The 21,248-nt window shown below is 45.8% G+C and carries 22 protein-coding genes; 19 read left to right on the plus strand and 3 right to left on the minus strand.

Features of this window, described 5'->3' with window-relative positions:
• Positions 1-51 precede the first annotated feature (51 nt).
• The 5 genes from AC1DM9_RS02020 to AC1DM9_RS02040 all read left to right on the plus strand — a co-directional run bounded on the left by AC1DM9_RS02020 (position 52) and on the right by AC1DM9_RS02040 (position 6,026).
• The gene (locus AC1DM9_RS02020) at positions 52-1,533 is read left to right on the plus strand and encodes an extracellular solute-binding protein (RefSeq protein ID WP_477578229.1); all 1,482 of its coding nucleotides are present in this window, start codon (positions 52-54) and stop codon (positions 1,531-1,533) included.
• A 110-nt stretch (positions 1,534-1,643) separates the two neighbouring features.
• A complete protein-coding gene (locus tag AC1DM9_RS02025; protein WP_477578230.1) occupies positions 1,644-3,572 on the plus strand; it encodes a family 10 glycosylhydrolase in 1,929 nt (642 codons plus the stop codon).
• Positions 3,573-3,660: 88 nt separating this feature from the next.
• Positions 3,661-4,239, plus strand: a complete 579-nt coding sequence (gene pgsA, locus AC1DM9_RS02030; RefSeq protein WP_441884921.1) for a CDP-diacylglycerol--glycerol-3-phosphate 3-phosphatidyltransferase — start codon at positions 3,661-3,663, stop codon at positions 4,237-4,239.
• A 455-nt stretch (positions 4,240-4,694) separates the two neighbouring features.
• The gene (locus tag AC1DM9_RS02035) at positions 4,695-5,312 is read left to right on the plus strand and encodes a DNA-3-methyladenine glycosylase family protein (protein ID WP_441884990.1); all 618 of its coding nucleotides are present in this window, start codon (positions 4,695-4,697) and stop codon (positions 5,310-5,312) included.
• An 18-nt stretch (positions 5,313-5,330) separates the two neighbouring features.
• Positions 5,331-6,026: a DNA alkylation repair protein gene (locus AC1DM9_RS02040; protein WP_477578232.1), complete on the plus strand. Its 696-nt coding sequence runs from the start codon at positions 5,331-5,333 to the stop codon at positions 6,024-6,026.
• Here the strand turns inward: AC1DM9_RS02040 and AC1DM9_RS02045 are convergent.
• The 3 genes from AC1DM9_RS02045 to AC1DM9_RS02055 are packed head-to-tail and all read right to left on the minus strand — an operon-like array spanning position 6,023 to position 7,935.
• Complete coding sequence (locus AC1DM9_RS02045) at positions 6,023-6,841, minus strand: SPL family radical SAM protein (RefSeq protein WP_477578234.1); 819 nt, start codon at positions 6,839-6,841, stop codon at positions 6,023-6,025. The two genes, AC1DM9_RS02040 and AC1DM9_RS02045, sit on opposite strands and share 4 nt — an antisense overlap.
• 1 nt (position 6,842) lies before the next feature.
• Positions 6,843-7,358, minus strand: a complete 516-nt coding sequence (locus AC1DM9_RS02050) for a methylated-DNA--[protein]-cysteine S-methyltransferase (protein WP_477578236.1) — start codon at positions 7,356-7,358, stop codon at positions 6,843-6,845.
• Positions 7,342-7,935: a bifunctional transcriptional activator/DNA repair enzyme AdaA gene (locus tag AC1DM9_RS02055; protein ID WP_477578238.1), complete on the minus strand. Its 594-nt coding sequence runs from the start codon at positions 7,933-7,935 to the stop codon at positions 7,342-7,344. Before AC1DM9_RS02055 ends, AC1DM9_RS02050 begins: the two co-directional genes overlap by 17 nt.
• 96 nt (positions 7,936-8,031) lie before the next feature.
• Between AC1DM9_RS02055 and AC1DM9_RS02060 the strand changes: the two genes are divergently transcribed.
• The 14 genes from AC1DM9_RS02060 to AC1DM9_RS02125 all read left to right on the plus strand — a co-directional run bounded on the left by AC1DM9_RS02060 (position 8,032) and on the right by AC1DM9_RS02125 (position 21,244).
• Complete coding sequence (locus AC1DM9_RS02060; protein WP_477578240.1) at positions 8,032-8,193, plus strand: hypothetical protein; 162 nt, start codon at positions 8,032-8,034, stop codon at positions 8,191-8,193.
• Between the two features lie 43 nt (positions 8,194-8,236).
• On the plus strand, positions 8,237-9,286 hold the full coding sequence (locus tag AC1DM9_RS02065) for a M42 family metallopeptidase (RefSeq protein WP_076269105.1): 1,050 nt from the start codon (positions 8,237-8,239) through the stop codon (positions 9,284-9,286).
• 862 nt (positions 9,287-10,148) lie between these two features.
• Positions 10,149-10,433, plus strand: a complete 285-nt coding sequence (locus AC1DM9_RS02070) for a hypothetical protein (RefSeq protein ID WP_477510698.1) — start codon at positions 10,149-10,151, stop codon at positions 10,431-10,433.
• A gap of 163 nt (positions 10,434-10,596) precedes the next feature.
• Entirely contained in the window at positions 10,597-11,352 is a 756-nt protein-coding gene (locus tag AC1DM9_RS02075) for a YveK family protein (protein WP_475443899.1), read from the plus strand.
• Positions 11,333-12,025: a CpsD/CapB family tyrosine-protein kinase gene (locus AC1DM9_RS02080; RefSeq protein WP_339204780.1), complete on the plus strand. Its 693-nt coding sequence runs from the start codon at positions 11,333-11,335 to the stop codon at positions 12,023-12,025. The genes AC1DM9_RS02075 and AC1DM9_RS02080 overlap by 20 nt, the downstream gene beginning before the upstream one ends.
• 186 nt (positions 12,026-12,211) lie before the next feature.
• Positions 12,212-13,120, plus strand: a complete 909-nt coding sequence (gene galU / locus AC1DM9_RS02085) for a UTP--glucose-1-phosphate uridylyltransferase GalU (protein ID WP_076269101.1) — start codon at positions 12,212-12,214, stop codon at positions 13,118-13,120.
• Entirely contained in the window at positions 13,117-13,806 is a 690-nt protein-coding gene (locus AC1DM9_RS02090) for a sugar transferase (protein WP_076269100.1), read from the plus strand. The genes galU and AC1DM9_RS02090 overlap by 4 nt, the downstream gene beginning before the upstream one ends.
• Positions 13,807-13,901: 95 nt before the next feature.
• Positions 13,902-15,017 (plus strand): glycosyltransferase, encoded by a 1,116-nt coding sequence (locus AC1DM9_RS02095; protein WP_477578244.1) that lies wholly within the window; start codon positions 13,902-13,904, stop codon positions 15,015-15,017.
• Positions 15,018-15,038: 21 nt separating this feature from the next.
• Positions 15,039-16,424, plus strand: coding sequence for a hypothetical protein (locus tag AC1DM9_RS02100; RefSeq protein ID WP_441884904.1), 1,386 nt, complete (start codon positions 15,039-15,041; stop codon positions 16,422-16,424).
• Positions 16,421-17,590: a glycosyltransferase family 4 protein gene (locus tag AC1DM9_RS02105; protein ID WP_477578246.1), complete on the plus strand. Its 1,170-nt coding sequence runs from the start codon at positions 16,421-16,423 to the stop codon at positions 17,588-17,590. The genes AC1DM9_RS02100 and AC1DM9_RS02105 overlap by 4 nt, the downstream gene beginning before the upstream one ends.
• A 1-nt stretch (position 17,591) precedes the next feature.
• Positions 17,592-18,725: a glycosyltransferase gene (locus AC1DM9_RS02110; protein ID WP_477510695.1), complete on the plus strand. Its 1,134-nt coding sequence runs from the start codon at positions 17,592-17,594 to the stop codon at positions 18,723-18,725.
• Positions 18,722-19,294: a DapH/DapD/GlmU-related protein gene (locus AC1DM9_RS02115; protein WP_477578249.1), complete on the plus strand. Its 573-nt coding sequence runs from the start codon at positions 18,722-18,724 to the stop codon at positions 19,292-19,294. The genes AC1DM9_RS02110 and AC1DM9_RS02115 overlap by 4 nt, the downstream gene beginning before the upstream one ends.
• A 15-nt stretch (positions 19,295-19,309) precedes the next feature.
• Positions 19,310-20,341 (plus strand): glycosyltransferase family 4 protein, encoded by a 1,032-nt coding sequence (locus AC1DM9_RS02120; RefSeq protein WP_477578251.1) that lies wholly within the window; start codon positions 19,310-19,312, stop codon positions 20,339-20,341.
• Between the two features lie 3 nt (positions 20,342-20,344).
• Entirely contained in the window at positions 20,345-21,244 is a 900-nt protein-coding gene (locus AC1DM9_RS02125) for a glycosyltransferase (RefSeq protein WP_441884894.1), read from the plus strand.
• The last annotated feature ends 4 nt before the right edge of the window (positions 21,245-21,248 follow it).

A 21,248-nucleotide genomic window follows, 5' to 3' on the forward strand; every position in this document is an offset into this window, starting at 1 on the left:
TGGAAGGGTAATGCAGTTTGACTTTAAAACACATATTCGGGAGGGTACTCTATGAAAAAAGGTTCTTGGTTGGCCATAGTCCTTGTATTTGCTCTTGCTCTTGCCGCATGCGGCAACAATTCCACTCCAGCTCCGGGCAGCGGCTCAGGGGGAGATGGCGAAGGCAATCCCAAACTTACGATGCTGATGCAGTACAGCCTGTTCGATCCGAACGCAGACCCGGTTGCTAAAAACATAGAAGATGCGACCGGCTACAAGGTTACCTATGAAATGCTTCCGGCGGAAAGTGCCGACGAGAAGCTGAACTTGATGGTTGCGAACAAGCAAAACTTCGATATCATGAAGCTGGGTTCTGCCCAGTTCTACAAGCTGGCAACAGCGGGCGCGCTGGAGCCGCTGAATGATCTGATCGAAAGCCATGGCCCTAACCTCAAAGCGGCGATTAAGGAAGATTCATGGGAAAGCGTTACGATTGACGACAAAATCTATGCTATACCGGAGACTGGCTCTGGCATTAGCGTAGGCGAGGAGCTCGTTGTCCGTCAGGATTGGATGGAAGAACTGAGCTTGAAAAACCCGACAACACCGGATGAGTTGTATGAGGTGTTGAAAGCGATCAAGAAAGCCAAAAACATTGTTCCGTTAACGGGCTCAAAGGATTCTATCTATGGAGATATTGCAGCAGCATTCGGCGTGCTGAACGACTGGAACGATGTGGATGGCAAGCTGCTGCATAAAGCAGAGCTTCCGCAGATGAAGGAATTTTTGGCTTATATGAACAAGCTGTACAGCGAAGGGCTGTTGGATTCGGAAATGCCGATCAATACGAGTGCGAAAGCGATTGAGAAGTTTTCCAGCGGCAATGCCGCAATGATCAAGCTGGCTTGGTGGAGTGCTTCTAGCGCAGAAGCTGCCCTTGTCAAAAACTTCCCTGAAGCCAAAATCGGCATTATTCCATACTTAGTTGGCAAGGATGGCAAATCATCGATTGGCGTTAACCTGGCAACTACTTGGTTTATTGCGATACCGAAGATATCCAAGCAAAAGGAGCATGCGATCAAGCTGCTCGATACCAAGCTGAAGAAGGATATCTTCATAAAGCTCGCCATTGGCGAGGAAGGCGTTCATCACGAAGTGAAGGATGGAAAATATTATCCCATTCTGCCTAAATTCAATGATGACTTAACCAATGCAAGCTCCTACATGACCGGGGTTAATGAATATGATTATCCGGCTTACTGGCAGGCGCGCGTTCGGAAGGACCCTGTGCTGCAAAGCTACTATGAGGCGTTTCAGGAAAACGCGGCGAAAGGCAATATTGTCGTTGATCCGATGTCGATTGCGCCGCCAATCGATGCGGTATCCAAAAACAAGCAAAAGCTGACGAAGCTGCTGGACGACACGGTGCTAATGTATATCGCAGGTGCGCAATCTAGAGACAACTACGATACCTTCCTTTCGCAATGGATGGCCGAAGGCGGCGCAGAATCCGTCAAGGAAGCGAACGAGTGGTATCAAACCATTTCAAAATAATGGCTTGCCTATAGACGTAGGCTTGATGGCAAAGGGGCAGCTGCGAATCGCAGGTGCCTCTTTGTCGCCCAGGCGAAATGCCTAGCATAATTGACTGAGGGGGAACAGAAATGAATGAACCATTTAAGCCGCATAAAGGCAGTGAGGTTGATATGCTTGCTATCCATGCCCAAGTGGAAGCTGCGCCAGAGGATATTACGATTACATTAGAAGGGCAGCGGCACGCTATAACGGCTGTCAACACCATTCCGGTGGCCGAAGAGTGGCTTGTCTTGTTTACAAGCGCATGGGGGGAATCGGTCACTGTTCCTGAGAATGGCGTTGCGGTGCAGGTGGGAGCAGGCGGCTTGGTTTTACGCGTCGTTAATGAAGCGCCTGTCGGCTTTGCCCCGGCCTGGTCGGGCCCAACGATACTAGACATCCCTGAGGATGGTTACGTGCTTCTTGCCCTTGATCCTTTGTATGCTCCGGAAAGCAGCCGCTTCTTTTTGTCTACCTGCTTTAGAAAAGGAGACCGTATCAAGCTGCGCAAGGATGGTGCGGTGACTGATCATCACGGGCTGGCAGGCGCTGCTGATCATGAATTCAGCCTTTATTTGAACCATCCATCCGTTTATACGGAAACGCAGACTGTTACTACAGTTAGCGGTAATGTGAGCGGCGGAAATGCAGGCGAGTTTCCGGCGCTAATGGTTAATGGTGAAGCTGCTGTGGTAGACGAGCAGGGTGCTTTTGCCCATAAACTGAAACTGGCGCTTGGCGTCAACTTTGTTGATGTGGAGATCAAAGCAAGGAACGAAACCCCAGTTGCTCGAAGCTTAGCCATTTTTTCTAAGAGCCGTGCTGAGAGGAAGCAGAGGACGATCCTTTGGATAGATCAGAGAGCCAACAGTGGGAAGCTGCAGTCTGCGGACGCTGTAAGAAAACTGCTGGAGCGTGCAAAACATGCAGGCGTTACGGATATTGCGCTTGACGTTAAAGGGGTGGAGGGGTACGTTTCTTACTTCAAAAATCCGCTGACGAGGCGTCCACACATGAGTGAATTGGTAAACGCTGGGCAGGATACTCCTTATCCAAAGCTGGATTTGCTGCAGATTTTTATAGAGGAGGGGCATCAGCTTGGTCTAGCTATTCATGCATCCATGAATGTATTTGCAGAAGGCTCTATTGTACGTGGTCAATATGCGATTTTAAATGAACATCCTGAATGGGAGGAAATGGTTTACAAGCATCAGGATGAAGGCGTGATCAAGCGGCAGCGAGACAGCTCGGCTCCGGGCTTGGTTGCGTTTGCCAACCCGCTTCATGAGAAGGTGCGCGAGCATCAATTGGCTGCTTTCCGGGAAGTGATTGCCGGCTATCAGGTGGACGGCATTATTTTGGACCGGGGCAGATACGACAATGAAACGGCGGACTTCAGTCCTTTGACACGAAGCCGCTTTGAGGCTTATTTGGCGGAAAGGGGCAAGCAGCTTCATCGTTGGCCAGAGGACATATTCGATTATCAAGGCAATACGAGAATAGATGGTCCGTTGATTTTGGACTGGTGGGCTTTCCGTGCAGGCGTCATTACCTCTTTTGTTGCGGAGGTCAAGGAGATGGTGGACGGTCATAAGCGACAAACGGGAAGAGATGTTTTGTTATCTGCCTACGTGGGGTCTTGGTTTGATACCTATTATGTCAACGGTGCAAACTGGGCCAGCCCGGATTTTCAATATGACAGCCGCCTTCAATTTCAGGAGGGCTCCGTCTATACCAAGGACTACCGAGGCACTGGCTATGTCCGGCACTTGGATTTCCTCATGATTGGTACGTATCAGGATACGCTGGCCGAGGTGGAGAAATATATGGCGCTTGGCAACATTGCCACAGGTGGAGAAGTTCCGGTATATGCGGGCATTTCCCTTAATCAGATGAATAGCGCCGAGCGGCAGGGTGAGGTATTTCGTTCGGCTTTCCGGTACACAGACGGGCTAATGCTGTTTGACGCCTCGCATGCGGATTGGGATATGCTTAATCAGTCTTTAAAGAAAGAATAAAGGTAGGTTATGGAGGCGCGCAGGTAGCTTCTTCAGAAGCCTACCAACATATGGTATAATGACTAGCATAATGCGAAGGAGGAACCATATGAATCTAGCGAATAAAATAACGATTGCTCGTATTTTATTAATACCTGTGTTTATTTTATTTTTTCCGATATACCCCGAGTGGTTAATCAGCAAATCAGAATTTTTTCTACATATAGATACCTATGGCATTTATTATGCTGCAGCATTATTTATACTCGCTTCAGCGACGGATAAATTAGATGGACATATCGCAAGAAAATATAATCAGATTACGAATCTTGGCAAGCTGCTCGATCCGCTGGCAGACAAGCTGCTAATATCCGCCGCGTTAATATTAATGGTAGGCGAGCAGATGATTTACAGCTGGATCGCAGTTGTGATTATCGGAAGAGAGATTATTATAACGGGCATTCGAATTGTTGCCTCATCTCAAAAAATCGCCTTGCAAGCCGACCAATTCGGCAAAATTAAGATGGTCTTTCAAGTTGTTGCGATTTCAGCGGTGTTGTTAAACCATCGTCCGCTCAGCTTTTTGACAGCGATTCCTGTCGATCAAATTCTGATGTACGTTGCCTTAGCGTTGACCATCCTATCCGGAGCTAACTACATCAAAAACAACTATCGCTTGCTGCAGTAGAAATAAAAGTAGAGTAGAACGATTAAACCTATCCCATTTAAAATACAGCGGCAGCGATGGACGAGATGAAACAGTCCAAGACTGCCGCTGTTTTATGAAATGGTCGTTTTCCTTCTAAGCATTCCTATTCATTTGTGACTTAGGCTTGATGCTAACGGACATAGAATCCGCTATTCTTCATAATTTGGGCTTAATTTGCATCTAACGGACATAGATTCCACTATTTAGTCGAAATCAAGTTAAATCATAACGCTTGGAGCCAATTAGCGTACCCTATGTCCGTTACTTCTGAAAAAAGAGGAAATCAAAGCAAATAAGGCATCTGATGTCCTTTATTTCTATCATCGCCGATTTCGTTATCTTGCGATTATATTCGGTAATTAAAACATACAAAGCCCGATGAGGTATAGTAAGAATATACAGCTATTTATTTCGATTTACAGGGGGCGAGCCGTCTGCAAACGATACAAACAAAGCTTTTTGACTATGGGCAAGCAGAGATCGATTATTTGAAAAGCGTAGATGAAGGGCTTGGTGCTGCCATGTCTCGGCTCGGAAAAGTCGAACGCATCATCATGCCGGACTTATTCACTTCACTCGTTTATGCGATTGTAGGCCAGCTGATTTCAGCTAAAGCAGTGCACACCATATGGGAGCGAATGCAGGTGCGGCTTGGCGAAATATCCCCTTCGAACATAGCTAATCAAACGGCAGATCAGATTCAAAGCTGCGGGATAACGATGAAGAAGGCCGTTTGCATAAAAAGCATTGCGGAGTCGATTATGCAAGGTGAAATCCGGCTGGAAGAGCTGAACCGCTTATCGGATGCAGAGGTAATCAAGCAGCTGATGTCCTTAAAGGGAGTTGGCAAGTGGACGGCTGAAATGCTGCTCATCCATGCGATGGAGCGCCCAGATGTCGTGAGCTGGGGAGATATTGCCATTCGCCGCGGGATGATGAAGCTGTATGGTCTTCAAGATTTAACCAAAGAACAGTTCGATACCTACCGGCTAAGGTATTCGCCCTATGGTTCAGTGGCTTCGATTTATTTGTGGACCTTGTCAATGGAGTAAGCTAAAAGGAGCAACAACATGGAGAAAACAATAAAAGAACAGCTCATAGCATTGAAGGAAGACGATTTTCAGAAATTTACGGCTGCGCTTATTCCTACAATTAATAATGTATTAGGCGTTCGGCTGCCGAAGCTGCGCCAGCTGGCCAAGTCGATAGCAAGTGATGACTGGCGTACCTATTTAAAAGATGCGGATAGCGAGTACTTTGAGGAAGTGATGCTGCAGGGGATGGTCATTGGTTATGCTCAAGCGGATATCACAGAACGTTTAAACATTGTCGCTGAATTTGTTCCGAAGATAGACAATTGGTCAGTCTGTGACAGCTTTTGCAATGGACTGAAATTTACAACGGACAATAAGTTAGCGGTATGGGATTTCATACAGCCGTATTTGGTATCTGACAAAGAGTATGAGATACGCTTTGGCGTCGTTATGCTGCTTGGCTATTATATTGAAGAAACTTATATCGAGCGCCTCTTGCAGCTGCTTGATCAGACGAAAAGAGAGACGTATTACGTCAAGATGGCGGTAGCTTGGGCATTGTCAATTTGTTATATTAAGCAGCCAGAGGCTACTATGAATTATTTGAAAAGCGGTGCTAATTCTTTAGATGATTTCACCTATAACAAAGCTCTGCAAAAAATAATAGAATCATACCGCGTCGATCAAGAAACCAAAATCATAATACGCGGTATGAAACGAAAAAAAAGCTAAGGCTCAAAGCCTTCCTGGCTTACATAAATGCGATCCTCCGAAAAAACCTGCTTGAACCGCTCGTAAACGACGCGATAAGCAGCCGGATGATACCATTCCTCAAGACCTAGCTGCTCATACAAAGCATTGATGCCTAGTTGTCGCGTTCGTTTTCCACTGCTTCCGTCACCCATAAAATAATCGTCTATGCAGATGCGGTCAACGAGCGGGCGCAGTATTTCGGCGAATTGCTCACTGCTTGGCAGCATGGGGGCAATCGTCGCTTGAGTGGGAACGCCCGCATCAGCTAGCAGTTGAAGCGTCTTTAGCCTAGCCTTAATCGGCGGGGCATTCGGTGAAAAATGTTTTCGAATGTCCTCGCGATCTGTTTCGACTGTCATGCTGACGCGAACCTTCTCTCCAAGTCGCAAGAGCAGATCAATATCCCGCTGAACAAGCGGGCTTCGCGTTTGCACAAACAAAAAATCAGGCGGGTCATCAACCATCACCTCGAGCAAGGAGCGAGTAATTTGTTCCTTATATTCAATCGGCTGATAGGGATCAGTGCTGGATGACATAAAAATAGTAACCGGACCTTTAGACTTTTCTCTTAAAAATTGTTTGCGAAAAACTTCAGCAGCATTTTTCTTAATATCGACCCATGTTCCCCATTCGGCGCCTCGAAATAAAGAAACAGGCATTTTCCGCACATAGCAGTAGGAACAGCCAAACGTACACCCTGTATAAGGATTCAAGGAATGGCTGTAGCCGGTAAGAAAGCCGGTTCCTTTATTCAATAAGGTTTTGGGCTGTGTATATAAATATTCAATCGTCATATTAGTGTTTTTCCAGCTGAAGTAGCTTTGTTTTCATTTCTATGCCGCCGCGGTAGCCAGTCAGCGATCCGTTCTTTCCAATGACGCGATGGCAGGGAATTGTAATTAAGATCGGATTAGCGCCAATCGCCGTGCCCACAGCGCGAACGGCTGCTGGACGCTGGATTTGATGGGCAATATCGGAATAAGACTTCGTTTCCCCATAAGGAATATCGCAAAGTGCTTTCCATACTTCCTGTTGGAAGGCTGTTCCTTGATAGTGGAAGGATATACTGAATTGCTTGCGGGAACCTTGAAGGTATTCAGCTATTTCAATTGTATAAGGCTGGAGCAGCTCAACATTCTCCAGTAAAGGGCTGCCTGGATAGCGGGTATTTGCCCATTGGACCAGCTCGTCTATCGGTTCATTCTGAGAGCCGATAAAACAGAGTCCTTCCGTTGTGGCTGCAACGTATAGGCTCCAAGCCTCGTGCGTGAGCAATGTCCAATAAATGGGCGGTTTACTTTGTTTGGTCATTTGAATCAGCCTCCTGTTTGTGCAATTGCTGATAGGCTGCGGGTGTGCAGCCCGTCTTCTTTTTAAACAACGTTACAAAATACGGCGTGTTATGCATGCCGACGCTTGAACCGATCTCTGAAATGGACAAATCGGATGATGTCAGCTGCTCCTTCGCTTTATCGACTCGTAATTGCTGTATATATTCAACTGGTGTCATGTGTTTGATTTTTTTGAAGGTCCGATGCAGATGATAGGGGCTGCCGTGACATTGATCGGCAACGACTTGTAAAGTTAAGTTGTTCATATAGTTTCTGTCGATATATTCGGCAGCCAAATGAATCCATTCATCATCAGGCAGGCGCATCCCGGTAGGCTTGCATCGTTTGCATGGGCGAAAGCGGGCAGATAAAGCTTGCTCGGCCGTAGAGTAGATAGCAATATTTTCTTTGTTGGGCGGTTTGGATTTGCAGGATGGCCTGCAAAATATACCTGTCGTTTTCACCGCGTAAAAGAAGATCCCGTCATAAGCAGCATTGTTGCTTAAGATGGCATGCCACCTTTCCTCGGTCAATGTTTTTGAGTGTTGTTTCTCCATTTTGCTCACCTCCATCATTAGTATAACCTCGAAAGTGAACGTATGTACGTATTTTAGAATGTAAAAGCAAGATAACGAAAGCGGGATGAATAGAGGGTGGACTTTGATCCTGACGCGCAATCGCGTAAAATAGAAGGTGACGATTGGATGAGTGAAACGGGAAATGAACCCAAAAACTACGATTTTGAAATTTGGGATGAACGATATCAACCTGAAAGTCCCGATAATGAAATTGATTTGTATATTGCATTGAAGTAATGAGAGGTTATAAAAAATATAGCTTTAAAAGGAGCACAATATTATGTCATTGCCACTTTCGAAACAGCTTAATCGGGATTTTATACTTAGCCAGCTCGAAGCTTTACTGAACATTCCAAGCCCTAGCGGTTACTGTATGGACATTGTGAAGCATCTAGGGGTGGAAGCAGAGAAGCTTGGCTATTCGCTCGAAATAACGCCAAAAGGCAACGGAATGATAACCATTCCAGGCGTCAATTCAGAGAAGGTGATCGGTATAACCGCGCATTTGGATACGCTTGGAGCGATGGTTCGTTCGATCAAGTCTGATGGGAAGCTTCGCTTCACGTCGATAGGGGGCTATAATATGCAAACGGTCGAAGGGGAGTATTGCGTTATTCACACGCGTGACGGTCGGAAATATGAGGGAACGGTGTTGTCTACAAAAGCCTCTGTGCATGTATACTCCGATTCGCGGGAGTGGAAGCGCGAAGAAGCGAATATGGAAATTCGCATAGATGAGCTGGTGAAAACCAAAGCAGATACAGAGGGGCTGGGCATTTCCGTAGGCGATATCATTTCGTGGGAGCCGCGAGTGCGCATCTTTCCGAATGGCTGGGTGAAGTCACGGCATTTGGACGATAAAGCAAGCGTAGCAGCACTGCTTGGATTAATGGAATGGTTCAAGCGTGAAGGGAACACACCTGCACATACACTCAAGCTGATCTTCTCGACCTACGAAGAGGTGGGACACGGAAGTTCTTATATTCCTGAGGATATAACGGAGATGATTGCGGTGGATATGGGAGCGCTGGGAGATGATCTTTCTGCGACAGAGCAGGATATATCCATTTGCGCCAAGGATTCGACTGGACCATACGATTATAATATGACGACTAAGTTAATTGAATTAGCCAAACGTGAGAACCTAGCCTATGCAGTAGATATTTACCCGCACTATGGCTCCGATGCATCGGCTGCGCTGCGCGGCGGAAGCAATATTCGTGCAGCATTAATCGGACCGGGCGTTCACGCTTCCCACGGCATGGAACGCACACACGCAGATGCCATCGTTGGCACGTCTGCTTTGCTTCTGGCTTATGTCATGGAGTGAGATTTCTAGTTAATATACAATAGGTAGAAAAAATGCGAAGAAGAGCGGCGATGACATCGGTGCTCTTCTTTTTTTTGATGACTAATCTTGTCAGAAAGACAATGAAGTAGGACGTTAGTAGAAGAGCGCCAAGCGTTATTTTGGGACAAAAAGATAGGGAATGCTCTTTGATTTCAGTGCTTTAGAAGCTTTATATTTATCCCGAATGATGTTGGTTTATCCTGACAGGGTGCAAAATATAGATTGCTGAAACGTATGATCGATTAGCTGAGAACGATGGAATATCCGCTTTTTAGGCTCCAAATAGTCCCTTTTTCAATTCAAACCCCGCATTTTTTTGTTTTTTAAGTGTAAATTTACGGCAGTTAGGGGTTAAAACGTACAGGAAAAAGAGGAATGCGAAATATGTCGAATGGTGATTTACTGCTGCTTAGGTAGGATGCTGGTCAATAGTCCCTTATTTTTTCGCTAAATTAGTGGAATTTTAATTGGATTCTTCGTTCGTTGGAAAGTGGCAAGCAGGGAAAAAACCTTTATTTTACATGGGTTAGGGGGAAAAAGTATGCGGGAAAACATGAGTCCCAAATGGGGCTTTCACCTAATATTTATTAAGCGCTTTCAATAGTCAGAATTATCAATTTGGCGATAAAAAACATGACATGGCATATCCCACTATTCGCATCAATTAGGAGTCCGTACTTATGAAAACCATAATGAAAATGAGCAAGATTGTCTAAGTGTGACCATGTCTTTATTCCCTCAAGAATTATTATCATCTGTGTCATACTAGAGTGCAAAGAGAGACAAGAAGCTTTCCAAAACTCAAAATGTATGAGCAAGCTGATGAATGGAGGTTTCAGAGATGAATGTTTCAAATCAGGAGCAGAAGCAGATAAAGCTGAAGCAGTTTTTGAAAATACTATCCGAGGATCCTTCTCTATTACAGAAAGACGGTCAATCGGAAGCGAGGTCGCTGCCTGAGCTGCTTATGGCAACTGGCTGCCTAATCCATAATGAACCGATTGACATGGCGAAGCTGATATCTCAGCTGCTCGGTAAGATCGGCCTGCAAGCCTGCTCTAACGATATGATGGAGCATGTAATGAATGGCGGGACCGTGGATGAGTTCATTAATAACACGAGATGATAACATTTTATGTCTAAGCAGGAATCCATGGGTAAGCCTATTCCTGTAAACAAACGACGCCCAAAAGTTCGCGTTTTGAATAATGAGAGAATTTTAATATTCATTAAGAACAACTTTCGTGAAGTTCGGCAACGGATGATTTTAAAGCAATGGAGGAAATGATTTGGAATTAAAACAGTATTGGATCATCGTCAAAAGAAGGCTATTGATGATAGCTTTAATTATTTCAGTGAGCTGTCTAACCATCGGCATTTACTCCAGCTACTTTATCAAACCACAGTATGAAGCATCCGCTAAGTTAATCGTTAACCAGTATAAGGACAGCAGCTCGCTCATTCCGAGCATAGATGTTGGATCGATTAACTCCACGATCGGACTTATCAAAACCTATAAAGAGATTTTGCGAACGCCGCGAATGATGAAGCGAGTTGTCAAGCAATACCCGGATCTCGGTGTGACATACGGCGAGCTCATCGGCAAGGTAAGCGTAAGCTCAGTGAATGAAACACAGGTCATGTCCATATCGGTACGTGATGACTCCTATGAGCAAGCAGCAAAAATCGCGAATGCGATCGCCATCGTTTTTCAAAAATCGGTTCCAGAGCTGATGAAGGTAGATAATGTTTCCGTGCTGGACCAAGCTGATCCGCATGAACAACACGGGCCCGTTGCTCCGAATCCTAAGATGAACATTGCGGTCACGTTCATGCTGGCATTGATGGTAGGTGTAGGCATATCCTTCCTGCTGGATTACTTGGATGACACGATTAAGACCGAAGAGGACATCGAGGCACTGCTGGAAGTACCAGTACTAACATCGATTCCGAAGTTCGAAGAGCGGGATGCGACAGAGCACAGCAGCAACGCCTCGTTAAAGACGAATGCAGGGAGGGAACAAAATGTCTCGTTTGATTCCTAAATGGAACTTGATAACGGAGCTTAATCCCAAATCGCCCATTTCTGAAGGGTACCGGATGCTCAGGACAAACATTGAGTTCTCGACAATTAATCAAAAGCTGCAAATTATTATGGTCACTTCTTCCAAGCCGAGCGAGGGCAAAAGCACGACATGCGCCAATATGGCAGTCGCGTTTGCACAAGCAAACAAAAAGGTGCTTCTCATTGATGCGGATCTCCGCAAGCCTTCGCAGCATCATATTTTTGGGAAGTCCAACCGCAGCGGCTTAACAACGGCCTTATTGAACCAACTGAAGCTTGAGGACATCATTCAGTTTACGAATACGGACAATCTGTCCATTATCCAAGCGGGGCCAACGCCTCCCAATCCTTCCGAGCTGCTCTCGTCGGAGCAAATGGCGGAGCTGCTTAAGACAGCTAGAGAGCGGTACGATGTCGTCATTATCGACACGCCGCCGATCATGTCTGTAACGGATGCTCAAATAGTAGCAACGCAAAGCGATGGGGTCGTTCTTGTGATCGACTCGGGGAAAGTGAAAAAAGATGTTGCCCTTAAAGCAAAAGCGTCACTTGAACATGTGAAAGCAAATCTTATCGGCGTCGTGCTGAATAAGATCAATCGAAATCATTCAGATATCTACTCTTACTACTACGGAGAAAAGACAGAAGCTTAATCGTCTTTGCTCCAGCTCATAGAAGCAAGAAATAGATAGGTAATGTCTCCTGCACCTCTATCACCGGAGGCACTCGGTCATGCTGTGGGTCAGCCGACCTTAGACGTTAATCGTCAAGGGTGTGACGTGAGGAGGGGTTAGATGCCCCTTAACAACAAAAAAAATAATAGGATAGGGTGAAATCAAATGAAAAAAGTGAGAAAAGCCATTATCCCCGCCGCAGGACTTGGAACACGGTTTTTACCGGCAACCAAAGCGATGCCAAAAGAAATGCTTCCGATCGTCGATAAACCGACCATTCAATACATTGTAGAGGAAGCCATTGAATCAGGCGTTGAGGATATCATCGTCGTAACGGGTAAAGGAAAGCGGGCGATTGAAGATCACTTCGATATCGCATTTGAGCTTGAGCATATATTAGAAGAAAAAGGCAAGCTGGATATATTGGAAAAGGTAAGAAAATCATCAAATGTGAATCTTCACTACATAAGGCAAAAAGAAGCGAAGGGGCTTGGGCATGCGGTATGGTGCGCTCGCAACTTCATTGGGGACGAGCCGTTTGCAGTGCTTCTTGGGGATGACATTGTAGAAGCAGAAGTCCCTTGCACAAGGCAGCTTATTGAGCAATATGAGAAAACAGGCCGCTCGGTCATTGGCGTACAGACGGTTGGCGTTGATCAGACGCATCGTTACGGTATCGTTGACCCAGGTCAGCGGGTAGATAATCTTTATGAGGTCAATCGTTTTGTAGAGAAGCCGCCGCAAGGACAAGCGCCTTCCAATCTAGCCATCATGGGCCGTTATGTGCTCACTCCCGATATATTCGAATATTTAGGACGCCATGAGCGCGGAGCTGGAGGCGAAATTCAGCTTACCGATGCGATTCAAAAGCTTAACGTAGAAAAAGGCGTTTACGCCTTTGACTTCCAAGGCATTCGTTATGATGTCGGAGAGAAGCTTGGCTTCATTATGACGACGCTTGACTTTGCCTTAAGAAATAATGAAATTAAGTATCAGTTGATGACTGAGCTTGAGGAATTAATGGAACGGGAGCTTAGCAAGCAGTTATTAGCTGGAAGGAGTGATAGAAGATGACACCTCCACAATATCAGGATGAAGCGGTAATCGGCGTTTCTGATTACTATTCGAATAGGCGCAGCGCTCAGCAAACGGTAAGCATGTATTCGATTATCAAACGCACGATTGACATTGTTGGTTCGCTAGTCGGTTTAATCCTGTTAAGCCCGCTGTTTATCATCATCGCTATCCTTATTAAGTGGGAGGACCCTAAAGGTTCTGTCTTCTTCTATCAAACAAGGATCGGCAAGGATGAGAAGCCGTTTCGCATGTACAAATTTCGCTCGATGCTGACGGGTGCGGAGGACAAGCTGAAGGATCTGCTGGATAAGAACGAAATTAGCGGTGCAATGTTCAAGATGAAGGATGATCCGCGCATTACAAAGATCGGCAAGATCATTCGGAAAACGAGCATCGATGAGCTGCCTCAGCTGCTGAACGTGCTGAGGGGCGAAATGTCCTTGGTTGGTCCAAGGCCGCCTCTTTCACGGGAGGTAGCGGAATATACGGAGTACGACAAGCAGCGCTTGTCCGTAACGCCAGGCTGCACGGGGCTTTGGCAGGTAAGCGGCAGAAACAATCTATGCTTTAAGCAAATGGTTGAGCTTGACCTGACCTATATTCAGAAGCGATGCATTTGGTTCGATTTCAAAATTATGCTGAGAACGGTGAAAACGTTAGTCGGCTCTCAGGATGCTTTTTAGAGTGTGAAGGCTTACGAAGATAGTTTTGCTTCGCAAAACAAGCTTATGCTTACGAAGTTAGTTTTGCTACGCAAAACTTTGAGGAGTTGATAAAAATGGCAAGAATCCTGCATATTTCGGAGTTTACGAAGGGCGGTATCGAGACGCACTTGAACGAGGTGCTGAGCTACCAAGCGAGCAGACATGATATTTTTCTTATGGCTTCTGAGCAGAATTCGAGCCCTGAGTCGCTTCAAATTAGCCAAGATCGATTGTGCTTGTACCCTTACAAGAGGAAGCCGGCTTATTTTGTGAAAGCCATGAAAGCTATTCATCGTAAGGTAAAGGACTTCAAGCCTGATATTGTACATGTACACGGAACGTTCGCAGGTGTTTTCCTGCGGACGTTGTTTTTTTTCAAGAGCAAGCGCCCGATCGTCATCTATAATGCGCATGGGTGGGCTTTTCTGATGGATATAAAGCCGTGGAAGCAGCGGATATTCGCCTTAGTTGAGAAGACGCTCGCACTTCGGACTGATTTCATTATCAATATTTCGAGGCATGAATATGAGAAGGCCATGCATTATGGACTGCCAGCAGCCAAGTCGGGAGTCGTCTATAACGGCGTTTCGGATACGGCGGAAGTAAGCACGCCGCCTTTCGAGACTGATCCTGACATGATTCATCTACTTTATGTAGGACGCTTCGATCGGCAGAAGGGGTTTGATCTGCTGCTTGAGGTGTTCAACAAGCATCGGTTTACAAACGTTCGCTTATATTTGGTTGGCGATACTGTGCTGAAGGAAGTTGAATACAAGTTTCCTGAGAACACAATTAAGATCGGCTGGGTGGACAATTCTCAGATCGATCGTTATATGCAATCCTGTGATGCGGTCATTATTCCCTCTCGCTGGGAAGGCTTCGGCATCGTCGCCATTGAAGCGCTGCGGAATAAGAAGCCGGTTATTGCGAGCAATCGAGGTGCGCTGCCGGAAATTATTAGCGATGGCGTTAACGGGTATGTATTCAACTTCGATAATAAGCAGGAGCTGGCAGACATCATTCATGAGCTGGACAAGCCGAAGCTGAGAGAGCTGGGCCTAGCGGGATGGGACATTTTCCAAGAGAAATTCCATTCGGATAAAATGAACAACCAAATCGAGCGGCTTTACGAGGAAGCCTTGCAGAAATCAAGCAAACCGTTATCCTCCGCCGTCAAAAAATACGTCTAGATTTACGGGGATGGAGAGAAGATGAGCCAAATCTTGCAAAGCAATCTAGTGATTAAAGCTAAATTAGCCAAAAAAGAAGAGAAGCAGCAAATCTTTTTGGCGATTTATTTATGCTTCTTGCTGGTGCTGACCGTCTACCAGGATTTCCCGTTAGTCAATATAATCGGCGAGATTGGCAGGTCACCCATTATTTTGCTGGTTCCGCTGTTTGTGTTATGCGAAATTGGGCTGCTGGCGAAGCATAAGCGGGTGATGCATGGCAGCATGCTGCAGAAGTATATATTCGGATTTATTTTATATTTGTGCTTTATCAGCATTGCCTATTTGCTAATTCAATTCATTCAAGGCAGCTACAGCTTCGGATCAGAGAGTCTGCTTGGCAAAGCGATAAAGGTACTTATTTATTTTGTGCTCATCCTGCTTTATATCAGGCATATGCAGCTTGTTTTTTCCAAAATTACAAGCTTTAAGACGCTGTATGGTTGCTTTCTTGCAATCGTTACGCTGCTGACGGTCATTATGATCTTGGAGCTTATGAGTATGCCGAACGCCTTCACGTATTTGCATGCAGGGAGCAGCCCTTATTGGAGGGTTCGGATGTTGACCTCGGAGAGCAGCACGACGGGCTCCATCGTGGTCGTATATGCATCCATTTTGGTATATCTGACAAAGTATTTGAACAGCTTCGGCAAGACGCTAACGATCGTTTATGCTTCAGGTTTTTTTCTGTTTTACTTATTTATTACAGGCTCCAAAGGGTTTATGATTATCAGCTTGTTCACGCTAGTCGTGACGATGATTAAGTTTTTGGATTTTCGAAAAAAGAAAAATTTTGTTTTGCTCATCTCAGTCGTTCTGGCCATGTATATGTTCATCACTAATTTTTCTGCGGGGCTGGTCAGCTCGTTCAGTAATGACATCGAAAACTACACATCTTCCTACACGCGTATGGGAACGATCATCATCGCGCTGATTACGGTGTTTCACAATCCGCTCGGGGTTGGCACAGGAGCATATCTCATGTATTTCGATAAGTATGTGAATGATTCGATCAGCATGATGTCCCATTTCTATTACAATACATTTGGCATCAGCCAAATTAATGCGGGGGAGCTGTTGCAATATTCGGGTTCGGACAAAAACTTAGGCGTCAAATCGGGCTTTTTCCAATGGATTATGTTTGGCGGGCTCTTCGCAGTTGTGTTCTTTTATCTGCTTGCCAAAAACCTGATCGTCAAAGTGAAATCCAGCTCTATATTATTTCTTGCTTTAGTTTTTATCTTATTTTCAATGCTTCTTGTTTCCTTGGAGATTAAATATGAGATATGGCTGCTATTTGCTTTTATTAGCCTTTATTTAGGAAAAAACGATATAGATCAACCAAAAAGGTCGGGGGTATCCAAATGAAGATGCTTGTGGTGTGCAGTGATTTTCCCTATCCCGCCGATCATGGCGGAAGGGTAGACACATGGGGGAGAATCAAGGTGCTGGCGGAGCTTGGCTGGAAAATCCACTTGCTCGTTTGCGGCAAGCAGATGCCATCTAAGGAAGATATGGACACAGTATATAATTACGTGGAAGAGATCACGTTATGTGATCGAAGAAGCAAGCTGGCTGATCTGCTGCATGTTATTCCGATGCAGGTGCAGTCGCGTAGCGAGTTAAGTAATGTAGAGCTGGCAGGGGATTACGATTATGTACTTCTTGAAGGCGACTATGTGTATCCGGTTTTGCAAAATCCAAAGATTAAGCATGATACGGTTATCCTGCGAGTGCATAACGATGAAGCGGTCTATTTCAAGGCGCTAGCCAATAGCACCAAAAACGTCGTTCACAAAATGTATTACCACATGGAGAGCCGCAAATTCACGATTTTGCAAAAAAAAATGCTGGAGAAGGTGGATAAATACTTGTTTATATCGAGCAAGGAATTTGAAAGCTTCCGCAAACAGCATCCTGCTGCAAAAAGCTTGTTCCTTCCGCCTCCGGTTACGAAGGTCAACTTCGAAGCTAGTGATTTTCGCAGCAAGCATGTCGTGTTCATTGGTTCCCTATTTATGCCGAACAACCGAGAAGCGATTCAGTGGTATCTGGAGCATATCCACCCGCTGATGCTGAAGGAGCCGGACTATAAGTTCATCATAGCAGGGAACAGCAGAAAACAGAGCCTCAGCTGGCTCGAGAGCTACAACCTAAAGAATGTCATTGTACATGATACGCCAAAGAGTTTGGATGAAATATACCGAAGCGGCTATTTATTCGTTAACCCGATGCAGAACGGAGCGGGCGTCAAGCTGAAGACGATTGAAGCGATTCAGAACGGCTTGCCGGTTATTTCCACCTCCATCGGCTACGAGGGAACAGGACTTGTAGATAACGAGCATATCATGGTCGCTGATCGGCCGGAGCAATTTTATGGGAAAATCAAGCAGCTATTCGATGATCCTCAAAGGGCAAAATCATTGCTGGAGTCATCGCAAAGCTTCTTGCGCACCCATTACAATCACAAAGAAGTATTGAAAACATATATGCAATCCTTGGACGTCAGTTATCCAGTAAAGCAGGTGCTCTAATATGAGTCGAAGTAAAACGAATGTGTTGTTTGTTACCCACGCGGATAAGAAGGGCGGCGCTGAGCAAAGCCTGATCCATCTCATCAATTATTTGGACACGTCAAAATATCGGATTTTCTTGTTAAGCCCTCGCGATGCGGCGTATCTAAATGAAATTAGATCGGATTATGTTCATTTTCCGCTGCAGCTGGGCAGCATTAAGAAAAAACTAGGCTTAGGTTATATCGAAACGGTGCTTAAGATTCAGTCCTTTGTTCGTAAAAATCGCATCGACATCGTTCATGCCAACGGCTGGCGCGCACCTTGGTACACAGCTCCGCTAAAGTTTATGACGAAGTCAAAGCTGATCTGGCATCATCGCGACTATACCCATTTGCGTATGTTCAACCAAGTGCTGCCTAAATTTTTCGATCAGGTAATATGCATTTCGCATTTTGTAGCCAATTCGATTCAGGGCAGCAACAAGACGATCATTTATAACGGTGTTGATCCAGAGCTTGCTTTGACGAGAAAGAGCAGAGCCTTTATGGAGGATGATACACTCGTCATCGGCACGTTCGGCCGGATTGTGGAATGGAAAAGATACCATCTCATGATCGAGGCAGTGAAGAAACTGAGCGACAGCAATCGGAACAATTGGAAGCTGCTCATCGTGGGCGATGCATCCGTTGACGGATCGGATGACTATTACAATGACATGATCCAAAAGGTGCTGACCTACGGCTTGGAGCATCATGTGGTCTTCTATGGCTACAGCAAAAAACCGCTAGATGTGATGAAGGAATGTGATTTAACGATAAACTTCTCCCTTAACGAACCGTTTGGCAGAGTCATTATTGAATCGATGCTCGTTGAAACGCCAGTTATCGTTGCAGATTCGGGCGGAGCGCCAGAAATTATCCATCATACGAGAGGCGGCTTCATCGTGAAGGACGGCGATGTGGAAGAGCTGTATCAGACGATGAGAAGCGTCTACGATGGGGAAGTTGATTATGAGGAACTATCAAGCCAAGGTTATGCAAGCGTAATGAGCGACTTTAATATGAGCTCCATTGCGAAGAAGGTGGAGTCGACATATCGTGAGCTGCTTGCGCCAAACTTAAAATCGGAAGCGGCAGGCGGGATGGTCAGATGAGCACCGTATATAATCGATTAAGCTTCGGCAAGCTCATGGCTGTATTAAAAGGGGCTGCCATACTGCCAATCAAGGCGAGTTCAGCTGGCAGGCTTGGCCGTATTTCCGGAAAGCTGGCCTTGCGAAACAAAGGGCGGTTCATCGTTGGGAAAAATGTTTCCTTCCATGCGAAGCCGCTGCCTTCTTCGGTTACCGTAGAGAAGCAGGCGGAGCTTTGGGTAGGGGATAATGTGTTTTTTAATTATGGCCTCGACATTGGCTGCACGAAGTCGATCCGAATTGGCAGCAACACGATTATCGGTCCGATGGTGAACATTATCGATACGAACTTCCACCCCGTAGATATGGAAGACCGAGCTGGCAGCAAGGACATCGTCATTTCGGACAATGTGTGGATTGGACGCGGAGCTGTTATTTTGCCTGGCGTAACGATTGGCAGCGGTTCAGTCATAGCTGCAGGCAGCATCGTAACGCGGGATATTCCGGATAATGTGCTGGCAGGCGGTGCACCCGCAAAGATTATTCGCGAGCTCCAGATTACGAAGGAATGGGTTCGCAGATATAACTAAAGGGAGCGTACGGCGATGAAAGTATGGATGTGGCCAAAATCAAGCGAATTGAACTTTTACAATGATTTATTGACCGATTCACTCAGCAGTGCAGGCATGGAAGTGAAGGATTTGCAGCATGGCAAGCTAGCGCTTCAGGTCGGGCAAGCGAAAGCTGGCGACATCGTCCATATTCACTGGATGCATCATGCCTATCAGAATGATAATCTGCTGTTGTTCATGGTGAAATCGATCATATTTATAATGACGATGATTTATTTGAAGCTGCGAAAAGTGCAGCTGGTTTGGACGATTCATAACCTGTATCCGCATCAGGTTAAGTTTAAGCGGCTGGAGCGTTACATGCGAACGATCATTTGCAAATTTTGCAGCAAGCTGCTGATTGCTTCGGAGTCGATCAAACGTAAGGTTATGATGGAATTCGGAGTGCCGGCTAACAAGCTTTTTGTTGTAAAGCATGGTCATTATCTTGGCGTGTACAAGCCTACAGGCTTCAACTTCAGAGAATCTTACGGCATCAGCGAGGAAGCTGATGTTTATTTGTTTTTAGGGGCAATCAAGGCGTATAAGGGTGTCGAGGATTTAATTGAAGCGTTTAATGCGTTCAAAACTCGAAATACCTATCTGATCATTGCGGGCAAAGCGGACAAGCAAATGGAATCCTATTTGAAGCGGGTAGAGGATAAGGAAAACATTATTTTGGACCTGCGCTTCATTCCAAATGAAGCAGTGGCTGACTTGATTAGCGCCGTTGATGTGATGGTGATGCCGTACAAGGAAATTACGACCTCCGGCTCTGCGATACTTGGCCTCTCGTTCAGGAAGCTGATCGTCATGCCTGACAATGATTTTATCGATGAGTATTTTATGGAGGATATGGTCGTGAGCTACAACCCAAGCGATTATAACGGTCTCGAAAATGCAATGAAAGCCGCGTTAAATGTGAAGAGAGAGCATAAGACGCCTAAGTACGAAGAAGTGCTTAAGGAGCTCGACTGGAGCGCGATCGCACAGAGGATAAAAAATGTTTACCAAGGATGGGGATAAAGGATGAAGGTAACGGTGGCCATCTGCACCCATAACCGGGCGAAGGATACGGGAGAGGCAATAGAGAGCGTAATTGCTCAAAGCTTTGAGCGGGAACAAATCGAGATTGTTGTAATCGACAACAGATCAACAGACAATACGGCTGAAGTGGTAGGCAAGCTTGCATATCGGTATGGTCCAAGCATTCGGTATATTTTTGAGAACAAGCTTGGTTTGTCGGTAGCCCGCAATCGAGCGATTAAGGAAGCAAACGGTGAATTCATTTTATTTTTGGATGATGATGCGTTGGCTTCGCGGGACTGGGTGCAGCATATTGTGAACGTATTCGAAAGCGATCCGGCGATTGGCTGTGTAGGCGGCAAAATTGATCCGATCTGGGAAGCGGCTGAGCCGGACTGGATTCCAGAGGAGCATCGCTCGGTATTCACGATTCTTGATTATGCAAACGTTGTGAAGGAAATGCCTGCACCGTCCATTCCATATGGCGCAAACGTTGCGTTTCGGGCAAGCGTCTTTCATAAATATAAGCCGTTCCGAGAGGATCTTGGGCGGGTAGGCACAAACCTGCTCTCAAGTGAGGAAAGTGAGCTTATCGCACGGATTCGTGAAAGCTACAAAGTATTTTATACGCCATATGGATCCGTTCAACACAAAATTGCCAAGGAGAGAACGACAAAAAAATGGTTTTTGAAGCGGATCTTCTGGCAAGGCGTGAGCGATGCGGTTAAGCGGCAGGATCGAAGCCTCTTTGCTATCGTAAAACATGTGATCCGAATGATTCAGGCAATCGGAACATCCTTGCTGTCGATTTTTCATTTTAAGAAATTCATCAGTCAAGTCGTGAAAATATGTTATCGCAACGGGTCATTAGTCGGCATTCTGCGCTATAACGGTAGGGGTTGACGGA

This window comes from Paenibacillus sp. 01T431, from assembly GCF_056398625.1.